Below are 23,505 nucleotides of genomic sequence, written 5' to 3'. Positions count from 1 at the left end.
GCGATTTTGTGTTGAACATTTGGTGTAGCGACGATGCTACGCCCCACCGGAGGCGATGGTCTCCGACCGACCGGAGGTTATGGCATCCAATAGCACTAAACCCATTTGCTTCAATAAAGCAGTATTTCCATCAGGACAGCCATGTTGAATTAGGCACTTAGCACAACCAGGATCACAATGACAATCTCGTGCTATGACCCCAGCCGCATCAGCCAGTTTTGGCAGATGTTTAAACACCGCTTCCGCCGCACCATTGCCGCCATCACTGGTATCATAGAAATAACCCGTGTAATTGTGATTTTCCCCGATTTCCTGCACCACCGTAAAATTTACCTGTTTGGGGTCAACTCTAGCCACTAGCTGCAAAGCTCTCATAATTTGATGCCCAAAGCTGTGGATAGCAATCAAAATACTCGAATATTCCCACAACTGTTGATAACCAGGGGGAATCGGTTCTCCACTGCGAGTCAGACGGGTTCTGGTTGTTTTAGCAAATTGCTGGATGTATTCCCGCGCCCTTGAATTCATCGTTACTTTCACCATTGGGGCGGAAAACTGGGTGAGAAAAGGCTGCTCAAACTTTTCTTCAGACAGGGTTTTCACAATCACAGCTTTGCGGGTGAGTTTGTGACAAAGGGGACAACGCTGGTGTTGCGGTAGGGGTTCTTTGTAGTTAAGACACCGCTTATTCAAACAAGTCTGCTCATAAATTTGCGTCATTAAATTGTAACCACTGGTAATGTGCTTAACTTCACCAAAACTCAGTTCCAGGGTTAAGTATGCTTGACAGTCATCGATTTCACAATTTGGAGAAAACAGCAATGGTAATTTTACTGGGTCAGTTAGCACCGTCAGGCTACTGGTTTGTGATTCTGTACCTGCAACGGTAAAAAGTGGGCTATCTGCTGTCTGTTTTAATATGGCTCGTTTACTGTTGAGGTCGAGGGAAATGCACTGATAAGTCAGCATTTGTCCATGAGCATCTTGTCGTTTGTAGATGGCTTGGGGATGAACTTCACGGTGAGCAATGTCTGCGGAGATTTCCTCTAGTTCTTCCCCAGATGTGGCATCTACTAACTTGATGGTAGTTTGAGATAAACCACCCCGAAAATTCACGTCTTTATGGGGATATCCTTTAGCCCACAAGCCATTGCGACCTTTATTCAGATGTCCTTGGGCTAACAAAAGTTTTGCGACATCGAAAGCGGTTGTGCCAAAATAGTGTTTGATTTTGTGGGTGGGGATGCCTGTTTCTGCGGCTGCACACATCAAATGCTTGGCTGCAAAGATGGGATATTGGTCATTAAAGAATACTTCTTCCACTTCTCCAGATACCAGCATTTCTGGATGTTCTGCTACGTAGCAGTCAATGGGATTGAGGGCGTTGGGAAGCAGCAGGGTGATTCCAGGCTGAGAACGTCCGGCTCGACCACTGCGTTGCTGATAGGCCATTTTGGAGCCTGGCCAGCCCCGTAATACACAACATTCTAGTTCTGGTAAGTCAATTCCCGCTTCTAATGCTTCTGTGGCAATAATCCATTTAATTATACCTGACTGGAGTTGGTTAACTACTTCTGCCCGACGCTCAGAGGTGATGCCACTGTAAAATGCGGCTACTTGGTGGGATTTTAACAGTTCTGTGACTTCCCGGACACTGCGGCGAGAGTTACAAAAGGCGATACCTGACTTACCTTGATTGTGTAAAAAGTGAATGATTCCCGCAGTGTCGGCTGTTAAATTATAACTAGGTTGAGTGACAATTACTTGTCTGGGTGGTGCAGCAGCTCCACTTTTGCGAATCCAAATCAGGGGTTTGGGGTTGAGTTTAGTGGGTTTTAAGCCGGAGATTTTCAGTGCTAGTTGTTTAGGATTACCACAAGTGGCGCTGAGGAAAATAAATTGCAGTTTCTGGGAGTCACCACCGTAATGGTCTACGGCTAGTTTGATGCGCCGCATTAGCCATGTCATATTTGCGCCATAGCTGCCGGCAAGGGTATGGGCTTCGTCAATCAATATATAGCGCAGTCGCTGATAAAAGTTTGCCCAAGGTGCAGATTTCCAGGTTTGCTTGAGTTGAAAGTGGATTAATTCGGGAGTTACACCTAATATATGCGGTTCACTTTTGAGGATTTGTTCTCGTTTTTCTGATTTGACATCTCCGGTGAGCATTGCCATGACTGGTCGAGATTTTGTGGGTATGCTGGAGAGTAGTTGCGAGATTTTATGGCATTGGTCTAGTGCTAAGGCTCGCAGTCCATAAAATGCTAAGGCGCGGTGTTCTTGATTGATGCAACCTTCGATAATGCCGGGGTATGTGCTGAGGGTTTTACCACTGGCTGTGGGAGAGGTGAGAATTAAACTTTTACCTTGTCTAATGGCGCGTAGAGTTTTTAGTTGGTGAGAGTAGAGTTGGTTAATTCCTAATGATTGCAGGGCTGTAATTAATTGCTTTGGTAGGTCATTGGGGATATTTTTGAGATCAGGTTCTGTGGCGGGAATTGTTTGTTGCCAGAGTAAATCTTCACCTAGAAATTCGGCAATATCTGTTGGTTCAGTCAGATGGTGATTTGAGTGGGAATTTTCTGTGATGGGTGTGGTAGGTGGTGTCCAAAGGCTTTGCAGCAAGGCATTGTAATTGGGCGTGTTCATGGCGGTGTTTTTTGAACATTGCCCTAAAAAATCCCCCAGTGGGGGAGTAGTGCTGAATTAATATAGTATATTTTACAACTGTTGCGAACCTAAGTGATTTTATTGAAACATAATAATACTCAATGTTTAGTGTGATATATAAAACTTATTTCTCCGTTGATAAGCTGTTGAGCATTTTGCACAATTTGGACGGGCAAGATGCTCATCCCACAAGAGTTGTATTCAAATATGTTGTACCAAATAAGGTTTTTTCAGATCAGTCAAAAAATAAATTAGTCTCAAGATTGACATTTCATCTTACTAATTGTAAGATAATCTTACCAATTGTAAGATAGTGTATTACACTATGACCCCAGAAAATGTTAAAGCCAAGCTCATAGAAGTATTTCAAGAAATACAGACGGATTGCGGGTATCAAGGGCAACCAATTACAGGAACAACTTGTCCTCTCAACGATTTAGGATGGTTTGACAGTTATCTATGTCTTGCTGCTATTACTATGCTGTCTACTGAATTGAATGTAGACATCCCAAACGATATAAACATTTTTCTTTCAGAGGATGGCACGCAGCGACTCACTATCAACGAATCAGTTGATGTAGTTTGTGAAACCGTCAACAAAGGGAATGAAAAAAAATGACTGAACTAAAAGACAAAAAAGCAATAATTGCTTCTCGCATTCGGGAAGCGCGTAAAATGGCTGGTCTCTCTCAGGCACAGGTAGCTAAAATTCTTGGACTACATCGCCCCTCTGTTTCTGAAATAGAGGCCGGGAACAGGAATGCTTCTGCTGAAGAGATAGCAAAACTTGCAGAAATTTTTGATGTAAGTGTGTCATGGCTACTTGCTGAAGGTGTGGATAAAGTTGATATTCATGACAATAAACTTCAGCTTGCTGCCAGGGAACTCCAAAAGCTTAAACCAGAAGATTTAGACCGACTGTTAATATTACTTGCTTCAATGCGAACAGGGAGAGACAACCTGTGATTAGTAATAGTAATATTAGTTACTTTGATACCAAGTGTAGGAAAAAATCTGTGGTTAATCAAAAGCAAGAATTGGCTAAACAGGCCATGCGTAAATCAATCGAAATTCGGACACAAGCTGGTTTAGACCTCAAAAGTCCAATTTGTATCCATAACTTATGTGACAAACTTAACGTTAAAGTTCGATTTGTTGACATCAGTATGGAAGGTATGTATCTAAAAGAGAATGAACCACAAATATTACTTTCCGCGTTACGTCCTCTTACTAGGCGTAACTTTACCTGCGCTCATGAACTCGGACATCACGTTTTTGGACATAGTTCGACCATTGATGAACTGATAAAGGATTCGGAAAAATCTAAACCTTTCTATCCTGATGAGTTTTTGGTTGACTGCTTTGCAGGTTTCTTACTCATGCCAAGTTTGGGCATAAGAAAAGCATTTACTTCTCGTGGCTGGGATATTTGTTCAGTAACACCACTTCAGATTTTTACAGTTGCCTGTAGTTTTGGTGTTGGGTACGAGACTCTGATCAATCACATGACTTATTCGTTAAAAATTATTAATCGCACCCAAGCTGATTTACTTCTCAAATCTACACCTAAATCTATCCGCCAAGAAGTTATTGGTTTTTCATCAACAGAGCCATTAATTATTGCTGATAAAGATTGGTCAATGACTACACTTGATGCTGAGGTTGGAAGTTATCTTCTTCTACCTAGCACAGCAGAAGCAACAAATGAAACTATTAATTTCCAAGAAAATCATCCACAAGGTCGTCTCTTTCGAGCTAACCGTCCTGGGATTGTGCGTGTCTACTGTCTTGATGCTGATTGGGCAGTTCTTGTGCGGATTTCTCGTGATCAGTTTGTTGGATTAAGTCAATATCGCCACCTAGAGGAGCCGGAAGATGAGTAATAGTGCGCCTCTTCTTATTGATGAAACAAACCTTTCTTATGCTTGGTGTCGTGCATTCCTGCACATTATCGATCATCGTGGCAATGAAGTTTCACCACTAATAATAAGTTTAACAGGCTTTAACCAAGGTATTCCCAACGAAGATCAATCTATTCGAGATGCACTGGATAACTGCCTTAAAAATAACAGTGAGCAAAGTATCCACACAGTTGCAAATACAATTTTTCCTGGCTCTTTATGGAGAAATTCTAAATATGATCGGCAAAGATTCTTTAAAACTTACATTGATACTTTGCCAAGAATTAAGGCGCTTGCTAAGTCAAAAAATAGACGTGGACTTTATTTTGAAAGGTTAATTGCTTTTGGTTCAGAATCACATAATTTCAATCAACTAGAACACATTATTTCTGAGTACACATCGCGCTCGAATGTTAGAAAAAGTATGCTTCAAGCTTCAATTTTTGATCCTGCACAAGATCATGTTTGCGATCCATACCTTCCTTTCCCTTGTCTGCAACACGTCAGTTTTGTACCTAATAATGAAGACAAAACGCTTGTTATAAATGCTTTCTACGCCACTCAACAGCTTATTAATAAAGCCTATGGTAATTACTTAGGCTTATGCAGATTAGGTCATTTCATGGCTCATGAAATGGGATTGACACTCGACCGGATGAACTGCTTTGTAGGTGTAGAAAAATTACAGAAAATTGGTACAAAAAAAATTGGGAAAACATCGTCAATTCTCACTCCAGTTATAGATGCTGCTAGAAATACAACTAGCAAGTGGCAAACATAAAATATAGATAAAATATATCTTTTTCGTATCCAGTTTTAACAAAAAATTTTTACGAATGAGAGTCGTTTACTAATTTAAGGAAACAGAGATGTTTCTTGAGAGAAATAAAATGGTAATAAAACATCAGAAACAGTCCAGCAAAAATACTGGGCAGGACAAACAATTAAGTCTTGATATTGGCGATACAGGTGAAAAATCAATCTCATCACCAATCGTTATTTCACATATTTCACCCATCAAACCTACAGTTGTATTCAATACTTATTGGCAGTTCGCTGCGGAACGACAAAGGATTTTTTTCAAAAAAATAGAAAATGATCCAATGCCTTGGACTAATGATCCAATTCTTTCTACATACAAGTTTACAAACGCTTATCGTGCAAGTGATCGTACCAGCCAGTATTTAATACGCAATGTTATTTATCGGGATGATCTACCATCTTCAATCAATGAAGTATTCTTTAGAATAATCCTCTTCAAGATTTTTAACAAGATTGAAACTTGGCAGCTTCTAGAAAATAATATTGGTCACATTACTTATGCTGACTATTCATTTGAACGCTACGATAAAATTCTCACAGAAACCATGCAGTCAGGTCAGACTATCTATTCTGCGGCATATATCATGCCATCGGGTGGTAAAACATTTGGATATACTACAAAACATCGCAATAATCTTAAATTAATTGAGAAGATGATGGCGGATAATCTGCCACAGAAACTTGCAGATTCACGAAATATGCACCAGGGTTTCGATTTACTACATAGTTATCCAACTATTGGCGATTTTTTGGCATATCAGTTTATAACTGATGTTAACTATAGCGAGATTACTAATTATAGTGAGATGGCATTTGTCGTTCCTGGACCCGGTGCGCTTGATGGTATCCGCAAATGTTTTCTTGATCTGGGAGGCTTAAACGAACCAGAAATTATTAAATTTATGGCAGAGCAACAAGAATCAGAGTTTGAGAGATTAGGACTCAATTATCAGTCGCTTTGGGGACGTAAGCTGCAATTAATTGACTGCCAAAATCTATTTTGTGAGGTAGATAAATATTCTCGTATGAAGCATCCTGAAATATCAGGAATATCAGGAAGAACTCGTATCAAACAAAAGTATTCAGTTAACGTAGAACCAATTAATTATTGGTACCCACCTAAATGGAAAATTAATCAAGCTATTGAAGAATATACAAAAATTAAAACTGATAGGACTGAATCTAAATAGAATTTCAAGCTAAGGAGTAATGATGAATTTTTCTGAATATCAACAACAAGCACTGAAAACTGATCAAATTCCTGAGAAAAATGGAGATGGATTAATCATACCCCTGCTTGGTTTAGTAGGCGAAGCAGGTTCACTCCTCACTGAATACAAAAAACGTCTTCGTGATAAAGATGCCCATAAACTTTTCAAAGATTGTGTTGCAGAAGAGTTAGGAGATTTACTTTGGTACATTGCTAACGTAGCAAGTAAGTTTGATCTGGATTTAACAGAAATTGCACAAAGCAATTTGAATAAATGTTGTGACCGTTGGGGAAGAAGAGATTTAGAACAAACAGATAGTCAAAGTACAGTATACCTATTTGATAATGACTTTCCAGAATACGAGCGTTTTCCACGAACATTTGAAATAAATCTTACGGAAGAAATCGAAGATAATTCTGTGAAGGTGAGAGCATTTATTAATGGTAAACAGATTGGAAATTACCTCACCGATAACTCATATTCCAGTGATGGCTACCGCTTTCATGATGTTTTTCATCTATCGTATGTTGCCGTTTTAGGTTGGTCGCCAGTTATTCGGAGTAACCTAAAACTTAAGCGAAAAAGCAACCCCCGCACTGACGAAGTTGAAGATGGCGGTCGGGCAGCAGCTATTGAAGAGGGCATATCAGCACTCGTGTTTAGCTATGCTAAAGCTCACGGGTTCTTGGAAGGAGTTTCAGAAATAGATGAACAACTGTTGAAGATTATCAAAAATATGACCTTGGATTTAGAAGTTTCTAGATGTTCACTTGGTGATTGGGAGAAAGCAATCTGCATGGGCTATGAAGTCTGGAGACAAATAGAGAAGAATCGGGGTGGTATGGTAGTTATTGATATGGATGCAAGTTTCATAGGTTATCAAGCAAAATAAATGTAGAAAGGAAAAATATTATGCAAGCATACAAACTCAAAGGAAAAATTGATTCATCTGGTAACTTGGTGATTACCGAACCCGTAAACTTACCTCCCGGAGATGTCGAACTAATAGTCTGGCAAGCTACAGAAACGCTTGATAATACGACAACCCCAGCAAGTGAACCAGCACCAGAAACGCCAAAGAGAAAATCTAGAATCAAAGCGTTGCAGAGTTTCTTTGAAAATTCCCCACCTGTGCCACCAGACTTTGATGCAGATCAAGCTAAATGGGAATATTTAAAGGAGAAACATAACCTGTAAAAATTTTGTTTGATACTACTAATATCATTATTAGTAAATTTGGATTTTAGAGAGAAATCAAATATCCCATCCAAAATCCAAAATCATCAGTTAATTTTCTGCTGATTAAACTAACTTGAATAACCTGCTAACACTAAGAATTGCTGGTAATAACTCCTTACCTTCAGCACCTCTCTTAATAGACATCTCCAAATCCAACATCATCGCCACCGCTTTAGCTAAAGCATTGATGTTTGTATTTGCTACCTCCTGACGCAAATAGTAAATGCGATGAGGATTACTGATTCTGCACAGTTGAGCTAATTCACTATCTTTCTTCACCCCAGAAACTATCGCAGATTTAACCCATAACCAAGTTCTAAACTGCGTTATCAGGGTGCTAACAATCACCATTAATGGTTCGGCGCGAGACAGCAAATCATCGAGCAATTGCAAAACTTGATTGCTTTCACCTTGACGCATAGCAGCTGCCAGTTGTAGGCTATTCTGGGTTTGACATGGCACTAACTCTTTCACCTCTGCCAACTTGAGTTTTCTGCCATGAGCATAGATAGACAGTTTGCCTAACTCAGTGGCTGCACGGGTGATATCATTACCAATTGCTACTGCTAAATATGCCACTGCATCCGGTGACAGCAGCAGGTGAATTTTTTCAGCTTGAGTGCTAATAGCCTTTTCAATCAAATCAGTCCGCCAAGGTGGTATTAATGGCAACTCCAGCAACTTGGCATACTTGACCAGATGTTTGTAAATCTTCAGACGCTTATCTATATTCGTAGCAACAAACACCAAAATTGTAGATTCAGGCACTTGCATAAGTTGCTGCAAAGTTTCTAACTCAGTCATGCCCCACTGTTTGAGGTGGCAATTTTCCACGATCACCAGTTTTTTACCACCTGTGAGCGAACGAGTGCGGGCTACACTCATGGCTCGGTCAAGGTGATTCGCTGGAAATCGGTGATAGCATAGTGTCAGCCATTGAAAATCAATCTCTGCTTTGTATTGGTTCAGCTGTTCCTGAATCGCGTGTTGGTCGTCACCTGTGAGCAAAACAATCATCTTCTCACCCCCCATGATTGCTGTAATTGGCAGTTTTAATCAACACAGTGATGGGTTTTTGACTTTGGGTAGCTCGTTGCAACATTTTAGCGATCGCTTGTTTATTGCCCTCAAACTTCTGGCGGTAAACTGGTGTCACCTCTAAAATTGCCTTGTCATCTTGCAACTTCACCAGCTTTGCATGACTCAACAGCTTTTGACTACTCGGTTTAGCTGTATCTAATACCTGCTGCCAAATTTGAGCCAAGTTACTACTATTGGCGGCAACGGTTGGTAACAATTTGCGATTATCTCCTTGGTCATCCACAGGTTTAGCAGTCACCTTGTTTGTGGTATATACTCCAAATGTTGGTAACAATTTGCCACTATGTCCTTTGTCATACATCGGTTTATTTACCGTTTTGGTGGCAGCAACAGGCAATAAACCGGGCATCAGGTTCAGTAAACAAACTTCTAGCCATACCGCAGCATTTACCGCAGACCGCAGATAGCTTTCTGCTTTTTGTAACTCTGCTAAAGACAAATTCAGGGTATCAAAATTCCAGTGCTTTGCTAAAGCCGTCAGTTGGGTATGGCTAAGACAACCAGTGAGCAAAGTTTGTGATTGGGGTGCAGATTTGATAATCAGTAAATCTCGGTATGTTTGCAGTAAATTAGCCAGAATCAATTTGGGCGTTTTACCAGAGTCTACCAATTCTCTGGCAACTTGCAAAAGATTAAAGGTGTTATTGGTGGATATGGCCTGGAAAATTGCCATTAGTTCGGTTTCGGTAACACCGCCAGCCATTTCCATGACATGATGGGCAGTGATAGCTGTATCCAAAAGTCTCACCTGACCGAGTAATTGCAGTGCATCGCGTAAACCACCATCGCTGAGTCGAGCGATCGCTTTTAATGCCTCATCATTAATAGTAATAGATTCCGCATCGGCTACAATACGCAGATGCTGCACAATTGCCTGCACAGACAAAGTGCGAAAGTTCAACACCTGACAACGACTGATAATAGTAGGTAACACCTTGTGTTGTTCGGTGGTGCAGAGAATGAAAACCACATGAGGTGGTGGTTCTTCAATACATTTGAGTAAAGCATTTTGGGACTGGGTTGTGAGTTGATGCGACTCATCCAGAATAAATATTCGGTAACGTCCTACCACTGGTGCTAAAGTACAACGTTCAATTAAAGCACGGGCATCATCCACACCATTGTGAGAAGCAGCATCAATTTCGCTCACATCCAGACTATTGCTACTTTCGATTGAACGGCAAGATTGACAAATACCACAAGGTTGGTCGGTTGGTTTTTTAGTATTGAGACAATTGAGAGATTTAGCAAATATGCGTGCAGTTGAGGTTTTACCCGTACCTCTAGAACCTGTGAGCAAATAAGCAGGTGCAATTTGCAGGTGTTTCACAGCATTTGTAAGCGCAGTTTTGATGTATGGCTGTCCCACCAATTCTGCTAAGGTTTGGGGTCGATATTTGTGATGTAGGGCGACTGTAGACATAAGCTTTATCTGAATTCGTCGCCCTTACCCCTGTTAAGGGGGTGAGATTTTACTAGGGGATACCAAAGTTAGCCCTAGTAAAGCAGGAATATCCCCTAGTAATAACAACCCTAGTAATTTACTAGGGGATACCAAAGTTAGCCCTAGTAAAGCAGGAATATCCCCTAGTAATAACAACCCTAGTAAATTACTGGGGGATACCAAAATTAACCCTAGTAAAGCGGAAATATCCCCTAGTAACAACAGCCCTAGTAATTTACTAGGGGATATTGAGGTCAATGGCAAAGATTACCGCCAAGCTTAGAGGTGGTTTGAAAAGTCTAAATTATTACTTGCCCACTTCGACTGCGCTCAGTGTCAACTGGCGACTAGAAGTCAGGGATACACAGACAAAACCTGCCTTTCCTACGGAACACTACGCGAACACAGGTTAAAAACCTTAATTTTTCATTAGTCCAAGTCGCTGGACTACCCTGCGGTCAGCCGTTCTGCTCTAATCTGTGTAAGCAGCTATTAACCATTTGAATTGTACAATGGCAGTAAAAATTGCCGCATCGACATTTGCGCTTTTGGATTGGGTCGATCTCCATAAGGAACTAACATGGCAGGATGATCTGATTGCTGCAAATGGATTTTAATCGCCGAACTAGGAATGGCTTTAGCCGCTTCTACTAAATACTTGAGGTTAAACTGGATATTTAATGACATTTCTGGTGGTAAATGAGCAACAATCACCTGATCACCTTTGCCAAATTCCCGTTCGATTGATAGCCGTAGCTGCTGCAACGCTCCATCAAACTGCAAGTAAATACCTTTCTCTTTTTTATCTGTCAACACAGCTAAACGTTCCAGAGCCTTAACTAAAAGTGCTTTTTCGATTACCACTTCTTGGTCAAAGCTAAATTTGGCTAATAACTGTTCGCAATCAGGATAAGTTCCTTCTAGACATTGACATTTGAGCATGATATCCTGCCAAGCAAAACCTAAACGATGACTTTGGGCATCATAGAGCAGATGAATGCATTCGACAGCATCATCCAAGTTCCGCGCTAGTTCCTTCAGGACTCGACCAGGAATAGTAAATTGGATGACCTCTGGAGATGCTACTTGTTTGCGGGATTTTCTGCCAATTCCTTGAGTTGAAACTTCAGTGGTGGCCACTCGATGCCCATCAGTACCTATAAACTTTAATTTCTCCTGTGCCAGTTGAAGATGCACTCCGGTCAAAATATATTTATTTTCATCAGTGCTGACGGCATAAATCACACCTTTCAAACCATCTTTGAACCCGGTGGTTGGCAGAGAAATGGGAGTAGCATCAATTGTATGAGCAGGAGGAAATTCTTCAGCACCCATGCCTCTAATTTCATACTTCCCATCTGCATCAGATAAGCCCAGTGAGTAGACTTTACTTTGCTGGTCGTCATCAGCAAGCTGTGTCATTTGAATTTGACTATTCAGGGAGATATGACCATTAGGGCAATGCTTGACTATCTCCAAGAGAATTTGCACTGGGACAGTAATTTCACCCTTTAATAAAACCTGTGCTTCAAAACTTGCTTGAATCGTTAGGGCTAAATCGGTGACAGTTAAATGTATCTGCTGTGTTGCGACATCTGCAATCATCAGGACATTAGCAAGAATAGGATGGGTAGGTTTAGCTGGGGTAGCGCAACTAACTAAAAAGAGGGCATCGAAAAATTTAGTTTGTTCACAAACTACCTCCATCCCTGATTCGATGAGTGGTTGCGATTTTGACTTTGATTTGGTAGACCGTTTCTTAGTACGCTTATTTGAGGATGCAGTTAGAGTATCAGCATTTGGAGATGCAGGTTTTTTCTTCTTACCTACAGGCGTTTCCGCGCCATTTACTGCTCCTTCATTTTCGTTTGGCTCAATTTTAGAAGTAGCTGCATTGGTTTGTTTGCTCTGCTTTACCGAATTCAGCCTTTGTTTTGGCGCTGTTTGAGTCATGATGATTAATTTCTGGTTGCGTCACTACTATCCGGGTGACTGCGATAGCAGAAAAAGAAAATTCAACAAAGAGGTAAGAGCTATCCATTACCGAATGGCACGAAGATAAGCCGAAATCTCCTTGGGGCAGGGTGTTGGCTGAGTGTGTTTAAGAAAAGTAAAAGCTCAATTGCCGAAACCAATTGAGCCATCCAAAATTTCGCTGTTTTTATGATTTAAACCTATATTTACCAATTTTTTAGCTGATTTTATCTGGATTGGGATTGTTATGCCTAGATTAAATTTTTCTATATAAATCTGTATATTAAGCGCAATGATTGATATTCATCAAAGATTGAGCCGAAGAAACAGTCCCAAAGTTACGGAGAGAACGAAATCGATTGGTAATTTCAGCCATTGCATCTAATAGTTCATCCTCATCCGCAGTCTGAATTACTTCCACGAGCGATCGCTTCAAGGATGTGGCTGACTGATTCTCTTTACCTGACACCAATTGATAAAAGAATTGTTTGGAACCAGGAGCTAAAACTTCCATCCCATCCAACAACCTTGACAAGGTGGTAGTGCTAACGTCGCATTTTCCCCGGCGAAACTCAGAAATATGATTTTCTGACACCTTCGTTTCACCAGACAAACGTTTGGCACTAATCCTATACCGCTTGATTGTCGCATCAAAAGATTGAGACAGGGGGGACACTGGGCAAGAAATAGCTGAGACAGAATTGTTAACTTTCATTACTAAAATTAGCTAGTTGGCTAATTGACCGTTACTTTATACAGCGATAGGCTAATTTACAGATTAGTAACCTCCTTATCTAATGTTAGAGCAATATCAACAAATCAGCATCAGTTGCCATTAGTCATTTTTTGTCCTTTAGCAATGATGACTGACTACGGCAAAAACAAGCCCCTGTTGAGGTGAACAGGAGCTAGGGATGAAAATTTCTTTAGAAAATTATGACACAGGGAATCTCAAAATTACAGGATGTGTTCTACCCTCGCCTACATGAAGAATGGCTGAGAGACTGCTGCCAACTCCCAACCAAAAAGCAAACTGCTCTGTACTACCCAGAGCCTCAAAAGCGCATTCACCTGTTTGGGGATTGCACAGGGCAAAAAGCTGGTCTAATAAAGTCTATTTACTCAGAATTTGGTGTTTTAGTCACATTTAATCAAGAATCAGGGCAAAACGATGCATAAGAAATTTTATCCTCTAGAGCTTGATGAGTGGCTAAGTGCTTGTAAGGATCTGACCAAATCTCAGTTAAGCATTCTTTACTACTTACGAACTGTAGACCCCTACAGTAATGGACTGAAAATCAAAGCATCTGTAATTGCCAAAGAATTGGGTATTTCCAGAAAAACTGTCTATGAGTCAATTTCAGTTCTAAAGCAGAAGGCGTACATTGAATTAGAAGATGCAGAGTATGTCTTAAAAGTCATTCCTAAAGGATGTAAATATGACACTTTTCATAGTGTCACAGACTTGTCACCTCCAGGTAACTGCTGTCACCCACAGGTGACAGTTGTCACCCCAGGGTTACACGATTCACCTCCAGGTAACAAGATTCACCCACAGGTGACAGTTGTCACCCCAGGGTTACAATCGCCGCCTGAAACGATTAAACAGCAAGGTTTTCAAAACCCTAAGATTAATAAAGAATTTAAAGACTTTAAAGACTCTCTCTCAAAGAGCCAGAGAGAGAGTTTTTTGAAGTTTGGTTTAGAAAAAGCCCAAAAACTTCCTCATCCCCCAGAACTTCCCCACAAGTGGATAGAAGCACACTGGCAAGAGATATCAGCAGAATGGATGAAGGTGCAGGGTAGAAGTCCCGAAATTGAGCAGCAACAATGGGAAAATCACCCCTGTCGCAATGAGTGGATCGAAAAAATTCGCTCTCTGGGACAATTTGGTTTTTACGCTGAGAACCGTCAAGAAGAAAAAGAACGACGGGAATTTTTCAAGTGGGCGGATGCTAATAACTTAATCTGGGGTGAAAAAACATGATTGATGACTTACCCCAATTTGAACCAATTCCTTTGCGATCTGAAGAGGAAAACCAAGAGGAGGAAATTTTCTATCCCCGGTGGCGATGTTTTTGTTGCCAAGATTCTGGTCTAGTCTCACAGGATTTAGTTCATTTAATCATGCCGCAGTACAACCCAGACCGAGATAAGTGGGTACTTTGTCAAGCAGGCCACTGTGACGCATCGAAACGCTGGGAGAACGTACCCATTGAAAATTTTGATACCCGGTTTATTCCCAGTATTTGTCAAAAGTTGGATTTAATTAATCGAGAACAGTGGCGTAATAGTGTAAAACAACAAGTTAACATCCGCCAACTGGCTAAAAAACGGAAAATGCCTGGAAGTGGCGAACGTAGCGAAAACGACAACCGCGAAGTGCAGCAACGTAAACAAGAAATTGAAGGAATTGATTATGAGGAATGAAATTTTCAGGGCTAGTGACAGGCTCGATTTTGCAGCCAAAGTAAATTTAGGTAGCACTAGTCGTCGTCTAGATAGAGCGATGGGCATTCGCGTAGGTAGCGTGTCCGCAGGACTTAGCCCCGCCTCCGGCGATGGCGCGGAGCGATCGCGTGTTCCTGTGTTTGACCGTAGCATTGTATATTTTCTCTAGGAGAATCGCTCAGAATCGCTTGGGCAATATCAAAATTTACCACTGGAAATGTATACTAACGGTTGACGATAGTAACGCAAAACGATATTCTTGTGATTGTAAATTTCAAGTCTGAACAGACAAAGCTAATTTTTGAAGGCTTTACATCTTCTCAATACCCACCGAATATTCAGAAGACTGCTTTAAGAAAACTACTGCTCCTTGATGCAGCAGTATCAATTAATGACTTGCGTGTTCCACCTGGAAATCGCTTAGAAAAGCTAGTTGGCGATAGAATTGGGCAATATAGTATTCGGATTAATGACCAATGGCGGATTTGCTTTGTTTGGACAGATGAAAACAATGCTTCAGAAGTTGAAATAGTCGATTACCACTAAGTATAAAAATCATGATGAATAACAACCGTTTGTCAAACATTCATCCAGGCGAAATCCTACAACTTGAATTTTTAGAACCGTTGAATATCACACCTTATAAATTAAGCAAAGATATAGGTGTATCTCAGACACGAATTAGCGAAATTTTATCTGGAAAGCGCAGTATTACAGCAGATACAGCTTTGCGTCTATCCCACTATTTTGGCAACACTGCCCAGTTTTGGTTAAATTTACAAACACAATATGATTTACGTCAGGCATTTGCAGAAAATTCAGAAGTTTACAATCAAATTCCTAAATGTCTCTCTGATGATGTAGCCTAAAATTCATACAAATCATGAGATGATCGCTCTATTTCAGATGTTTCACGTGTGCGTTTTTCGATAATAGAATGGTGTTGAAGTTCTCGCACGACAAGCATATTCCCATTCAGCTTCACTAGGTAAACGGTAAATTCGTCCTGTTTTTTGTGAAATTCGAGCGCAAAATTCTTGTGCTTAGGAAATCCTTCATACCATACCATTCATCGGGCTGTTGGAAGCCTACCCTTAATTAAAAATTGCAGGGTAGGAGCATACCACGCATCAACGAATAATAAAGATTCGTTGTCTAGCCCGTGAACTGGCAACATAATACAAACGATTAAACTCTCTAAACTTAGCAACAACCGCTTGACCGTCATCTCCTCGTTCTGAATGAAGTCGCTTACTTAAGTCCTTACCGTCAATACCCACTTCTAAGAAAGTGCTACCTTGACTATTGTGAACAGTGAGTGCAAAGCAGTTTCTCACATGGGCAAACTGTTCTAAATGTCTGTAATACTGCTTCCACAAAAAGGGATTACGCTTGGCAGTTTTGAGTAAGTGTTTAGTTTCTTGGTTAAATCGTTTTTGCTCGTCTTCATGTAAAACGTAGATTTGACGAACAATTCCGTCATCTGTCTTGATCTTTAACCGCCAAGCATGATAATTGTGATAACGGTCTTCAGAAACATCTAAAACAGTGAATTCTGTAGATGTAGAAAGAATCACACTTTTACTATCAGGAGCCATTACCGGGTCTCTGGTTATTAATCGTTCTCCAGAAATAAATCGATTTATATTTTCACCATATAAATGGCTACGAATTTGCTGGTTATAAAAGTCAACTTGAGCATTCGTCCAGCACAGAATCCGCAAACAATCGGGGTTGTTGACAAATTCTCTAGACATCTTTTTGTAGGCATATCGCAGCAAAGTTTGGCGTTTAACCATCAGCGCTCCATTACTTTTATCAGGCAGATATTTGGCATAAGGCTCAAATGGAATCCGGCTTTTAGTAACTGCATAACGAGAAGCCGTGACAAACTCTAGCAAGGGGCTACCAATTCCCTGACGCACAACTTGAGTTAATATGGCTTTATTTGGCACTTGAAAACTCAGGGATTTTCCTTCATTCACTGGATTTAATTGTGCAGGATCACCCATGAGAATTATTTTGAGTTTTGTCCTTATGGATGATTGGTGAGCAAGATTCTCAATCCAGTTCCAGAGTTGTTTGCCAATCATGGAACATTCATCAATAAAGACAACATCAAACAAATTGATGTAAGAAGGGCCAGTTTGCTCAAGGACTTTTTCTTTACCTCTAGTCACCATACCCAGTCCTAATAACTGGTGAATCGTGAAAAATTCTACGCCAGTCACGCCATTTTCTGCCGCCATGCGTTGCAGTACACCGACAGCTTTATTTGTGGGTGCGGTCAATACAATTCGCTGACCCATAGTGACAAGAACTTTAACCAGTTGGAAAACTATAGTTGACTTACCAGTGCCGGCATATCCAACTAGCAGAAACAAAGCAGCTGCGACGGATGGCTGCACAAATTTCCACATTTTATCCAAAGCTTTATGCTGCTGTGGGGTGAGTTGAAATGGAAAATAACTTGTTGTGGGGAAAGTTGAAAGGGTGTGGATCATAATTGCGGCGCTAATTTCATTTTAAAATCCACTCAATGCAGCGATAGCTGTTGGTTTTTCTTAACTGCACAACAACAATCCTTCTGGGAGCAAAACTCAACAGAAGTTAAATGAGGGACTGCCTGACCGCGTTTGAAAAGGCTTTAAACCCCTGGTTTTCGGTAATGGATGGCTTTAGCCGTTAGCTGCGATAGCGTAGCTAACGGCTAAAGCCGTATCGCGTCAAGCCCTGACGGGCATAGCTGCGCTTACCGCGGAGCGTCTCGTAGAGAAGGCATCGCCAATATCTTGAAAAAGTTTCTCAATTATTTGTAGAATAGCTCAATTGTAAATGTAGTTAAATCACCTTGAGGCTGTCTGCAACTTAATAAATCTCAACTGTTCTGTCTCTCCAAAGAACCTCTATGTTATTCATCAGACAAAAATATCTGCCCTACAGGATGGCGTTTCTCAGTGTCGGAGTAACTTTGCTAGTAAAACTAGGACTAGAGTATCTAATTGGAATTACGAGTTCTTTTAGCTTGTGGTTGATTGCGGTTTCTATCAGTACTTGGTACGGCAACATAGTTTCAGGACTGATATCAGTGTTGTTGGCGGGTTTAGCTAGTCATTACTTTTTTACAGATCCATTTTCTACTCGAAATCATCTCGAATTTGTCTTATTTATTGTCGAAGGTCTAGTAATAAATACGCTAATTGCTAACTTCCAGTCAAGCAAACAGCAGTCAGATATCGATAAAACAGAAGCTCAAACCAATCTGGAAGGTTTATTAGAGAATCAGCGATCGCTACGTCAGAATGAAGAATTTTACCGAACACTAACAAAGAATTTACCCAATGGAGTGGTTTTTTTGTTCAATCAAGATATGCGCTTTACGCTGGCTGAAGGTACAGAAGCGCATATCTTCGGTTTAGCAATAGAAGAGTTCCAAGGTAAAACCCTAGATGAGACTGTTCTCACTGAGACTTACGAGTTGATAGCACCAGCTTACCGTAGTGCATTACAAGGAATTCCAACGTGTATTGAAATCCCTTATGGCGATCAGGTTTATCTAGTACAAACGTTTCCAGTTAAAAATGAAAATAGCACAAGCATGACTGGTTTGGCAGTCTTTCAAAATATCACGAACCGCAAACAAGCCGAAGCCCAAATTATCAAACTTAACCAAGCTTTAAATCGACGAGTTAGAGAACTACAAACCTTATTAGAGGTGATTCCCATTGGTATTGGGATTGCCGAAGATCCAGAATGCCAGATGATTAGAGTTAATCCGGCTTTTGCCAAACTGCTGGGTATACCCGTAAACGCCAATGCCTCTCTGAGCGCTCCTCTTGATCAACGTCCCACGAACTTTAAAATTTTCCGGGATGGCAAAGAACTAGCTCCAGAAGAACTGGCGATGCAAAATGCTACAACTCATGGTGTGGAAATACTAGATTATGAGATTGAGGTAGTTCGTGATGATGGTATCCGAATTAACCTATTGCAGTATGCTACCCCTTTATTTGATGAAGATGGCAAAGTGCGGGGGTGTGTCAGTATATTTTTAGATATTACCCAACGTAACCAAGCGGAAAGAAAACTGCAAGCAGCTAGAGATCAGTTGCAGACTGTACTAGATGCAGTACCAGGAATTGTCTCTTGGGTTAGTTCTGATTTGTGTTATTTAGGTGTAAACAGGCACTTGGCTGATAATTTTAATTTGCCTCCCGAAGCTTTTGTCGGTGAGGATATTGGTTTCTTAGGTGATGGTAATGGATTCCGTGAGTTTGTAGAAAAGTTCTTTGCTGAAAATCAATCAGAAGCACTATATGAGTTGAAATTGGTCAAAGGAGACCGCAGCTATTTAATCGTGGCTCAAAAATATGACGAGAACAAAGCCGCGTTTTTAATCGGTATTGATATCACACAACGCCAGCGTGTAGAGGAGGAACTCAGACAAAAGACTGAGGAACTGGCCACAATCAATCGTGTCAAGGATGAATTTGTTGCCGTCTTGTCTCATGAGTTACGTACCCCCATACATAATCTTCACGGCTGGGCGCAATTACTGTTAACTGAATCAGAGATGGATGAATCCCTAAAAATTGAGGGACTGGAAACGATTGAACGAAATGCCCGTCTGCAAGTTCGCTTAATTGATGATTTGTTAGATTTGGTGAGGATACAGAAGGGCGAGATGAATTTGGAAATCGGATTGGTTGACTTAGCAAATGTGATTCTGTCAGCCGCCGACACTATTCGCTTGTCAGCTGAAACCAAGAATATTCAAATTCAGTTAGATTTTGATGCTGCTGTACCCCCAGTTTTAGGTGATTTTATCCGCCTACAACAAGTAGTTTGGAATTTGCTTGCCAATGCCATTAAGTTTAGTCCCAAGAATGAAAGTGTCGTGGTTAGTTTGAAGTTAGTTAAATCTCAAGCTGAGATTACAGTTATTGACAGGGGGAGGGGTATAGAATCAGAATTTTTACCCTATGTGTTTGACAGGTTTAGTCAGGGTGACGCTTCTACTACTCGTTCTGCGCCTGGATTGGGGTTAGGATTAGCGATAGCTCGTCACATTGTAGAACTTCACCATGGCCAGATTACAGCAACCAGTCCAGGATTAGGACAAGGATCAACATTTACGGTGAGGCTACCTATAACCACCATGAACGCAGACTTAGGCAAAGATGAACTATTGCCAATAGTAGCAGGAGTTTGGACTCGCAAAAAAACTGCCGCATTACAAAACTTTTGTATCCTGGTTGTGGATGATGATCCAGATGCTCGGAGGTTAATTCAAACGGTTCTCCAGGGTGCAGGGGCAGATGTATTAGTGGTGGCATCAGTTGCAGAAGCATTGGCATTTTTGGCACACACAGAGCCTGACCTACTAATTAGTGATATCAGTATGCCAGTTGAGGATGGTTTTACATTAATTGAGCAAATTCGCTCTTGCAGTTTAGAACAAGAAGAAGAAATTTCGGTGTTAGGGAAGCGCTTTTGTTCGCAAAGTGTTCCACCCGAAAGAAGGTTGGTGAATAGTAATTCTCTGCGTGCGATCGCTCTGACTGCGTTTGCTGGAGCTAAAAATGAGCAACGAATTTTAGAAGCAGGGTTTCAATTTTTTATTGCCAAGCCGATTGAGCCAATGGAACTTTTGGAAAAAGTAATTGAAGTGTTAAAAAGTTGACTATAACAATTCAAATATTGCACGTAATCACAGAAGTATTCTTTTGTCAATCTGCGTTATGTCTAGAAAACTGTGCTTTGAATCTTTGAATTATAATTTGAGCAAAATTTTGAACTATTAACCGAGCAAGAGGTAATTTCAGGCGACATAGCCAATAGCAACGGAAATTTTTGTATCAAATCATGAGCTTGTGTTGGTTTTCTGAACCTTAACCAAATTTATTAAATTTATTTTGTATATTTGAAAATTTGAACTTTTGCTTGGGTTCTAATACTGTAGAAAGTATTTTGCATAACATTTAGCGACAAATTTTCGGCGCGATTGCCAGATCCCAAACCAATTAATGGAAATGCTACGCTCTTGAAATTTTGTTCGTTAACTATTGTTTGATAATGAAGCTACCTCCCATTAAAACACGATCTATGTCCCATACCCCACCCAAACTACTGAGCTTTGAGGAGTTTATCGCCCAATATGGGGATAATACACGCTATGAGCTAATTGATGGTGAACTTAGAGATATGGAACCTACTGGTCCTCACGAAGCTGTTGCCGGGAGTATTGCTGGTAGAATCTATGTCGAAATTTTTCGTGCTAATTTCAACTGGTTAATTCCCAAAAATTGTTTAATAAAACCACTTTATGCTGAAGCGACAGCGCTGCGTCCTGATGTAGTTGTTTTAGATCAAGCAGAACTGAGTCAAGAACCCCTTTGGCAAAAAGAACCAGTTAGGCTAAAGCCTGGCGGACTTTCAGGACAACTGGATCACTGTTGTGCGTGTAACCCCGATTTAAAGCAATTCTCAGTCCAGTTTCAATGTCATCTACTGTGACTCTACGATTTGTATCTACTAAGATTGTCTGCTGACCAGCAATAGCATTGGCAATCTGAATACCAATATACTCAGTGTGATGACGCTGAAGAACGATATCAAAGTTGTACAATCGCTTTTGTCCCTTTTGGTCTAGAGTTTGAACAAGTAAGTTAGTCATAGCAGTGGTGGTAGCCCCTGGAAACTTTAGCGGTTGGATTTTTCGGAGAAAGATGGTGGTAGCACGTCCGCTGTTGATATCTGTATCCGTGGTGTAAGTCAGTCGTGAAGCGTCTGCTAGTAAAATGTAGGCGATCGCCTCGTCGGTCTGACTAAAGCTGATAGGCGTAGCACGTCCTGGAGTCACTGGAACCTGAATGCGATCGCTGGCAGCTGTATCTCTTGCAATTAAGCGATAGGCCGGAGTTTGGGCTAGTACCTGTACAACAGGGGCTGTGACACCAAACATCATGGTGGTAGTGCTAATAACAAAAGTAACAAGTTGTTTCATCGTTCAACGGTCAAAAAATTATTGACGACAATAGAGACTTCTGTACCTTCAGGTATAAATTGAATATGAGGACGTTGGAGTAATTCCTGTAGTGCCTGCTGCGAGCGTCTAGATAGGCGATCGCTAACTGGGGTGAAAAATCCTTCTAATGCCGCCGCCCAAATTTGAGGATTAGAGCTACTAGTAATAGTACTTTGATTAAAAGTGCCACTGGAAACCACAGTGCTAGATTGACTACGGGGCTGATTCACGATGCTGCCCACCCTTCCTAAACTACTGAGTAATCCCACTAATAAATCTTGTTGAGCAATTTCTTTGCCGACATCATGGAGCTGTTGAGCAATCAATGGTTGCTTGTCTTGAGAGCGAATTAATAACGTATTAGCTGGGATTATTTCCTGTTTGATAGTGCCTTGCAAGTCAGGATAAACCAGAGCGATCGCACTAGCAGATACTAAGTGATTCCTTTGACCTACGGCTGTAGTTTCAACCACAACAACAGTCCCAGCAGGAAGCGCCACAGTGCCATCAGTAGCTGTGAGAGGTTTGGTTAACTCCACAGCGAATCGATTATGGGGATTATTACCGCCCTCATCCCAAATCATCGGCATAATCAGCTTACCTGGGGCAGATGTTCCCAGTGCGACATTCTTCGTATTGCCTGCATTGATATCAACCAAATTTACAGAGTTACGATTAAGGATACCTAGCATTCCTGGAGTTAAGTGATCAACTTGACTATCAACACTGTTGAAGCCAATTAAAACTGTTTGCAGGTCAGAATCTTGGGGACTGGATGCTCCGGTGCTAGAGTTCAAGGAACTTGGATTGGTGAGTGTGGATTTTTCCTGAGTTTGGGCGATGCTGGAGTTACTGATTTGTAACTGTCCCCATCTGGCCAGTTGATTCCATTGTTCTAAAGGATCAGCATTGCTTTCAGGCTGTTCTACTGGTTGTGGAATTGTTCGTGGAGCAGAATAACTCACAGGAGAATTTACAGGAGAAGGAGACCGCCTCACTATGGGTGCAGGTTCAATTCTGGCAGTAGTTGTGCGTGGTGAAACTGGACGTACTGGTGGTACTGTGCGAGGAGGTGGTGATGGAGTTGGCGATGGGGTTGGGTTAGGTTGGTTTTCTGGGCTTGGAGTTGGGGATTTAGCCGCAACAGGTTCGACTTTGAGTTGTTGTTGTTGGTCTTGAAATGCTAATCGGCTTTTTAGTTCCGCAGATTCATCCAATATAGGTTCGCTGTTGGGAGATGGAGGAGGATTCTGCACAACTTGTGGGACAGGCGGTTTGGGTTGCAGAAAACCAAACCACAGTAGTGAGCCAGATCCCATCACAATGCCCACCAAGGCGACGACCGAGCCAAGTCGGACACTGGGTTTTTCTGCTAACGGTCGCTCTACTGCTCCTTCTTCATCAAAAAAAATGGGTCTGAAACCCCGTCCACTTCGGCAAGCTCAGTGCGCTGCTTTTAGGACGGCTTTACAATTGTTTTACTATTGCCTTGGGGTTGAGAAACTCGGTGTACTTTTGTATTGTACTCTCGGCAGGACAGTGACTGCTTCAAGTTTTCCAACCCTGTACGCATAGTAAGTTGCTCTAAAAGAGCCTCCCTTTCGGGGTAATGTTAGCCTCGCCAAAGTTTTAAGAGCTTGTTAGGCTAGAAGCACTGTCTCAGTG

Annotated in this window: 22 protein-coding genes and 2 pseudogenes; 14 read left to right on the top strand and 10 right to left on the bottom strand. The window is 41.2% G+C overall.

The annotated features are described in order from the left end of the window. Positions 1–36: 36 nt before the first annotated feature. The gene (locus AACX33_RS19470) at positions 37–2,649 is read right to left on the bottom strand and encodes a DEAD/DEAH box helicase (RefSeq protein WP_227788751.1); all 2,613 of its coding nucleotides are present in this window, start codon (positions 2,647–2,649) and stop codon (positions 37–39) included. A 346-nt stretch (positions 2,650–2,995) separates the two neighbouring features. On the opposite strand from AACX33_RS19470, the gene AACX33_RS19465 reads away from it, so the two are divergent. The 7 genes from AACX33_RS19465 (at position 2,996) to AACX33_RS19435 (ending at position 7,801) form a co-directional block, all read left to right on the top strand. Beyond that, positions 2,996–3,289, top strand: coding sequence for a hypothetical protein (locus AACX33_RS19465; RefSeq protein ID WP_227788750.1), 294 nt, complete (start codon positions 2,996–2,998; stop codon positions 3,287–3,289). Next, positions 3,286–3,636, top strand: a complete 351-nt coding sequence (locus AACX33_RS19460; RefSeq protein ID WP_227788749.1) for a helix-turn-helix domain-containing protein — start codon at positions 3,286–3,288, stop codon at positions 3,634–3,636. The genes AACX33_RS19465 and AACX33_RS19460 overlap by 4 nt, the downstream gene beginning before the upstream one ends. Before the next feature lie 50 nt (positions 3,637–3,686). Further along, positions 3,687–4,553: an ImmA/IrrE family metallo-endopeptidase gene (locus AACX33_RS19455; protein WP_227788748.1), complete on the top strand. Its 867-nt coding sequence runs from the start codon at positions 3,687–3,689 to the stop codon at positions 4,551–4,553. Continuing rightward, positions 4,546–5,352 carry a hypothetical protein gene (locus AACX33_RS19450; protein WP_227788747.1) on the top strand — a complete coding sequence of 269 codons (807 nt, stop codon included), beginning with the start codon at positions 4,546–4,548 and terminating at the stop codon, positions 5,350–5,352. Before AACX33_RS19455 ends, AACX33_RS19450 begins: the two co-directional genes overlap by 8 nt. Before the next feature lie 109 nt (positions 5,353–5,461). Beyond that, positions 5,462–6,583, top strand: coding sequence for a nucleotide kinase domain-containing protein (locus tag AACX33_RS19445; RefSeq protein ID WP_339407013.1), 1,122 nt, complete (start codon positions 5,462–5,464; stop codon positions 6,581–6,583). Positions 6,584–6,602: 19 nt separating this feature from the next. Continuing rightward, positions 6,603–7,496: a nucleoside triphosphate pyrophosphohydrolase family protein gene (locus AACX33_RS19440; RefSeq protein WP_227788745.1), complete on the top strand. Its 894-nt coding sequence runs from the start codon at positions 6,603–6,605 to the stop codon at positions 7,494–7,496. Between the two features lie 20 nt (positions 7,497–7,516). After that, on the top strand, positions 7,517–7,801 hold the full coding sequence (locus AACX33_RS19435) for a hypothetical protein (protein ID WP_227788744.1): 285 nt from the start codon (positions 7,517–7,519) through the stop codon (positions 7,799–7,801). 105 nt (positions 7,802–7,906) lie between these two features. Here AACX33_RS19435 and holA read toward each other — a convergent pair whose 3' ends face one another. From holA to AACX33_RS19410, 5 genes are all read right to left on the bottom strand, one after another. Further along, positions 7,907–8,860, bottom strand: coding sequence for a DNA polymerase III subunit delta (gene holA, locus AACX33_RS19430; RefSeq protein WP_227788743.1), 954 nt, complete (start codon positions 8,858–8,860; stop codon positions 7,907–7,909). Positions 8,861–8,864: 4 nt separating this feature from the next. After that, positions 8,865–10,367, bottom strand: coding sequence for a DNA polymerase III subunit gamma/tau (gene dnaX / locus AACX33_RS19425; RefSeq protein WP_227788742.1), 1,503 nt, complete (start codon positions 10,365–10,367; stop codon positions 8,865–8,867). 33 nt (positions 10,368–10,400) lie between these two features. After that, entirely contained in the window at positions 10,401–10,646 is a 246-nt protein-coding gene (locus AACX33_RS19420; protein WP_227788741.1) for a hypothetical protein, read from the bottom strand. A gap of 234 nt (positions 10,647–10,880) precedes the next feature. Beyond that, positions 10,881–12,341, bottom strand: coding sequence for a DNA polymerase III subunit beta (dnaN, locus tag AACX33_RS19415; protein WP_227788740.1), 1,461 nt, complete (start codon positions 12,339–12,341; stop codon positions 10,881–10,883). A gap of 304 nt (positions 12,342–12,645) precedes the next feature. Continuing rightward, positions 12,646–13,077: a hypothetical protein gene (locus AACX33_RS19410; protein ID WP_227788739.1), complete on the bottom strand. Its 432-nt coding sequence runs from the start codon at positions 13,075–13,077 to the stop codon at positions 12,646–12,648. A 456-nt stretch (positions 13,078–13,533) separates the two neighbouring features. On the opposite strand from AACX33_RS19410, the gene AACX33_RS19405 reads away from it, so the two are divergent. The 5 genes from AACX33_RS19405 (at position 13,534) to AACX33_RS19385 (ending at position 15,682) form a co-directional block, all read left to right on the top strand. After that, positions 13,534–14,349: a MarR family transcriptional regulator gene (locus AACX33_RS19405; RefSeq protein ID WP_227788738.1), complete on the top strand. Its 816-nt coding sequence runs from the start codon at positions 13,534–13,536 to the stop codon at positions 14,347–14,349. Continuing rightward, complete coding sequence (locus AACX33_RS19400) at positions 14,346–14,792, top strand: hypothetical protein (RefSeq protein WP_227788737.1); 447 nt, start codon at positions 14,346–14,348, stop codon at positions 14,790–14,792. Before AACX33_RS19405 ends, AACX33_RS19400 begins: the two co-directional genes overlap by 4 nt. Next, positions 14,782–14,982 (top strand): hypothetical protein, encoded by a 201-nt coding sequence (locus AACX33_RS19395; RefSeq protein ID WP_227788736.1) that lies wholly within the window; start codon positions 14,782–14,784, stop codon positions 14,980–14,982. Before AACX33_RS19400 ends, AACX33_RS19395 begins: the two co-directional genes overlap by 11 nt. Positions 14,983–15,074: 92 nt before the next feature. Continuing rightward, positions 15,075–15,359 carry a type II toxin-antitoxin system RelE/ParE family toxin gene (locus tag AACX33_RS19390; protein WP_227788735.1) on the top strand — a complete coding sequence of 95 codons (285 nt, stop codon included), beginning with the start codon at positions 15,075–15,077 and terminating at the stop codon, positions 15,357–15,359. 14 nt (positions 15,360–15,373) lie between these two features. Next, positions 15,374–15,682 (top strand): HigA family addiction module antitoxin, encoded by a 309-nt coding sequence (locus tag AACX33_RS19385; RefSeq protein ID WP_445253335.1) that lies wholly within the window; start codon positions 15,374–15,376, stop codon positions 15,680–15,682. 45 nt (positions 15,683–15,727) lie between these two features. Here AACX33_RS19385 and AACX33_RS19380 read toward each other — a convergent pair. Then, positions 15,728–15,856: pseudogene (locus tag AACX33_RS19380) on the bottom strand (formylglycine-generating enzyme family protein); the annotation flags it as partial. 87 nt (positions 15,857–15,943) lie between these two features. After that, positions 15,944–17,317 carry an ATP-dependent DNA helicase gene (locus tag AACX33_RS19375; RefSeq protein WP_227788733.1) on the bottom strand — a complete coding sequence of 458 codons (1,374 nt, stop codon included), beginning with the start codon at positions 17,315–17,317 and terminating at the stop codon, positions 15,944–15,946. Between the two features lie 404 nt (positions 17,318–17,721). Between AACX33_RS19375 and AACX33_RS19370 the strand changes: the two genes are divergently transcribed. Continuing rightward, positions 17,722–20,496 carry a hybrid sensor histidine kinase/response regulator gene (locus AACX33_RS19370; RefSeq protein ID WP_227788732.1) on the top strand — a complete coding sequence of 925 codons (2,775 nt, stop codon included), beginning with the start codon at positions 17,722–17,724 and terminating at the stop codon, positions 20,494–20,496. A 422-nt stretch (positions 20,497–20,918) separates the two neighbouring features. Further along, a pseudogene (locus AACX33_RS19365) lies at positions 20,919–21,227 on the top strand (Uma2 family endonuclease); the annotation flags it as partial. On the opposite strand, the gene AACX33_RS19360 reads toward AACX33_RS19365, so the two are convergent. Then, a complete protein-coding gene (locus AACX33_RS19360) occupies positions 21,226–21,819 on the bottom strand; it encodes a hypothetical protein (protein ID WP_227788731.1) in 594 nt (197 codons plus the stop codon). The pseudogene AACX33_RS19365 and the gene AACX33_RS19360 sit on opposite strands and share 2 nt — an antisense overlap. Continuing rightward, positions 21,816–23,159: a TrbI/VirB10 family protein gene (locus tag AACX33_RS19355; RefSeq protein WP_227788730.1), complete on the bottom strand. Its 1,344-nt coding sequence runs from the start codon at positions 23,157–23,159 to the stop codon at positions 21,816–21,818. Before AACX33_RS19355 ends, AACX33_RS19360 begins: the two co-directional genes overlap by 4 nt. Positions 23,160–23,505 lie beyond the last annotated feature (346 nt).

The organism is Nodularia sp. LEGE 04288, from assembly GCF_963896525.1.
Classification (GTDB): Bacteria; Cyanobacteriota; Cyanobacteriia; order Cyanobacteriales; family Nostocaceae; genus Nodularia.
The sequence above is the reverse complement of the archived record's forward strand: the minus strand, read 5'-3'. Positions and strand labels throughout refer to the sequence as shown.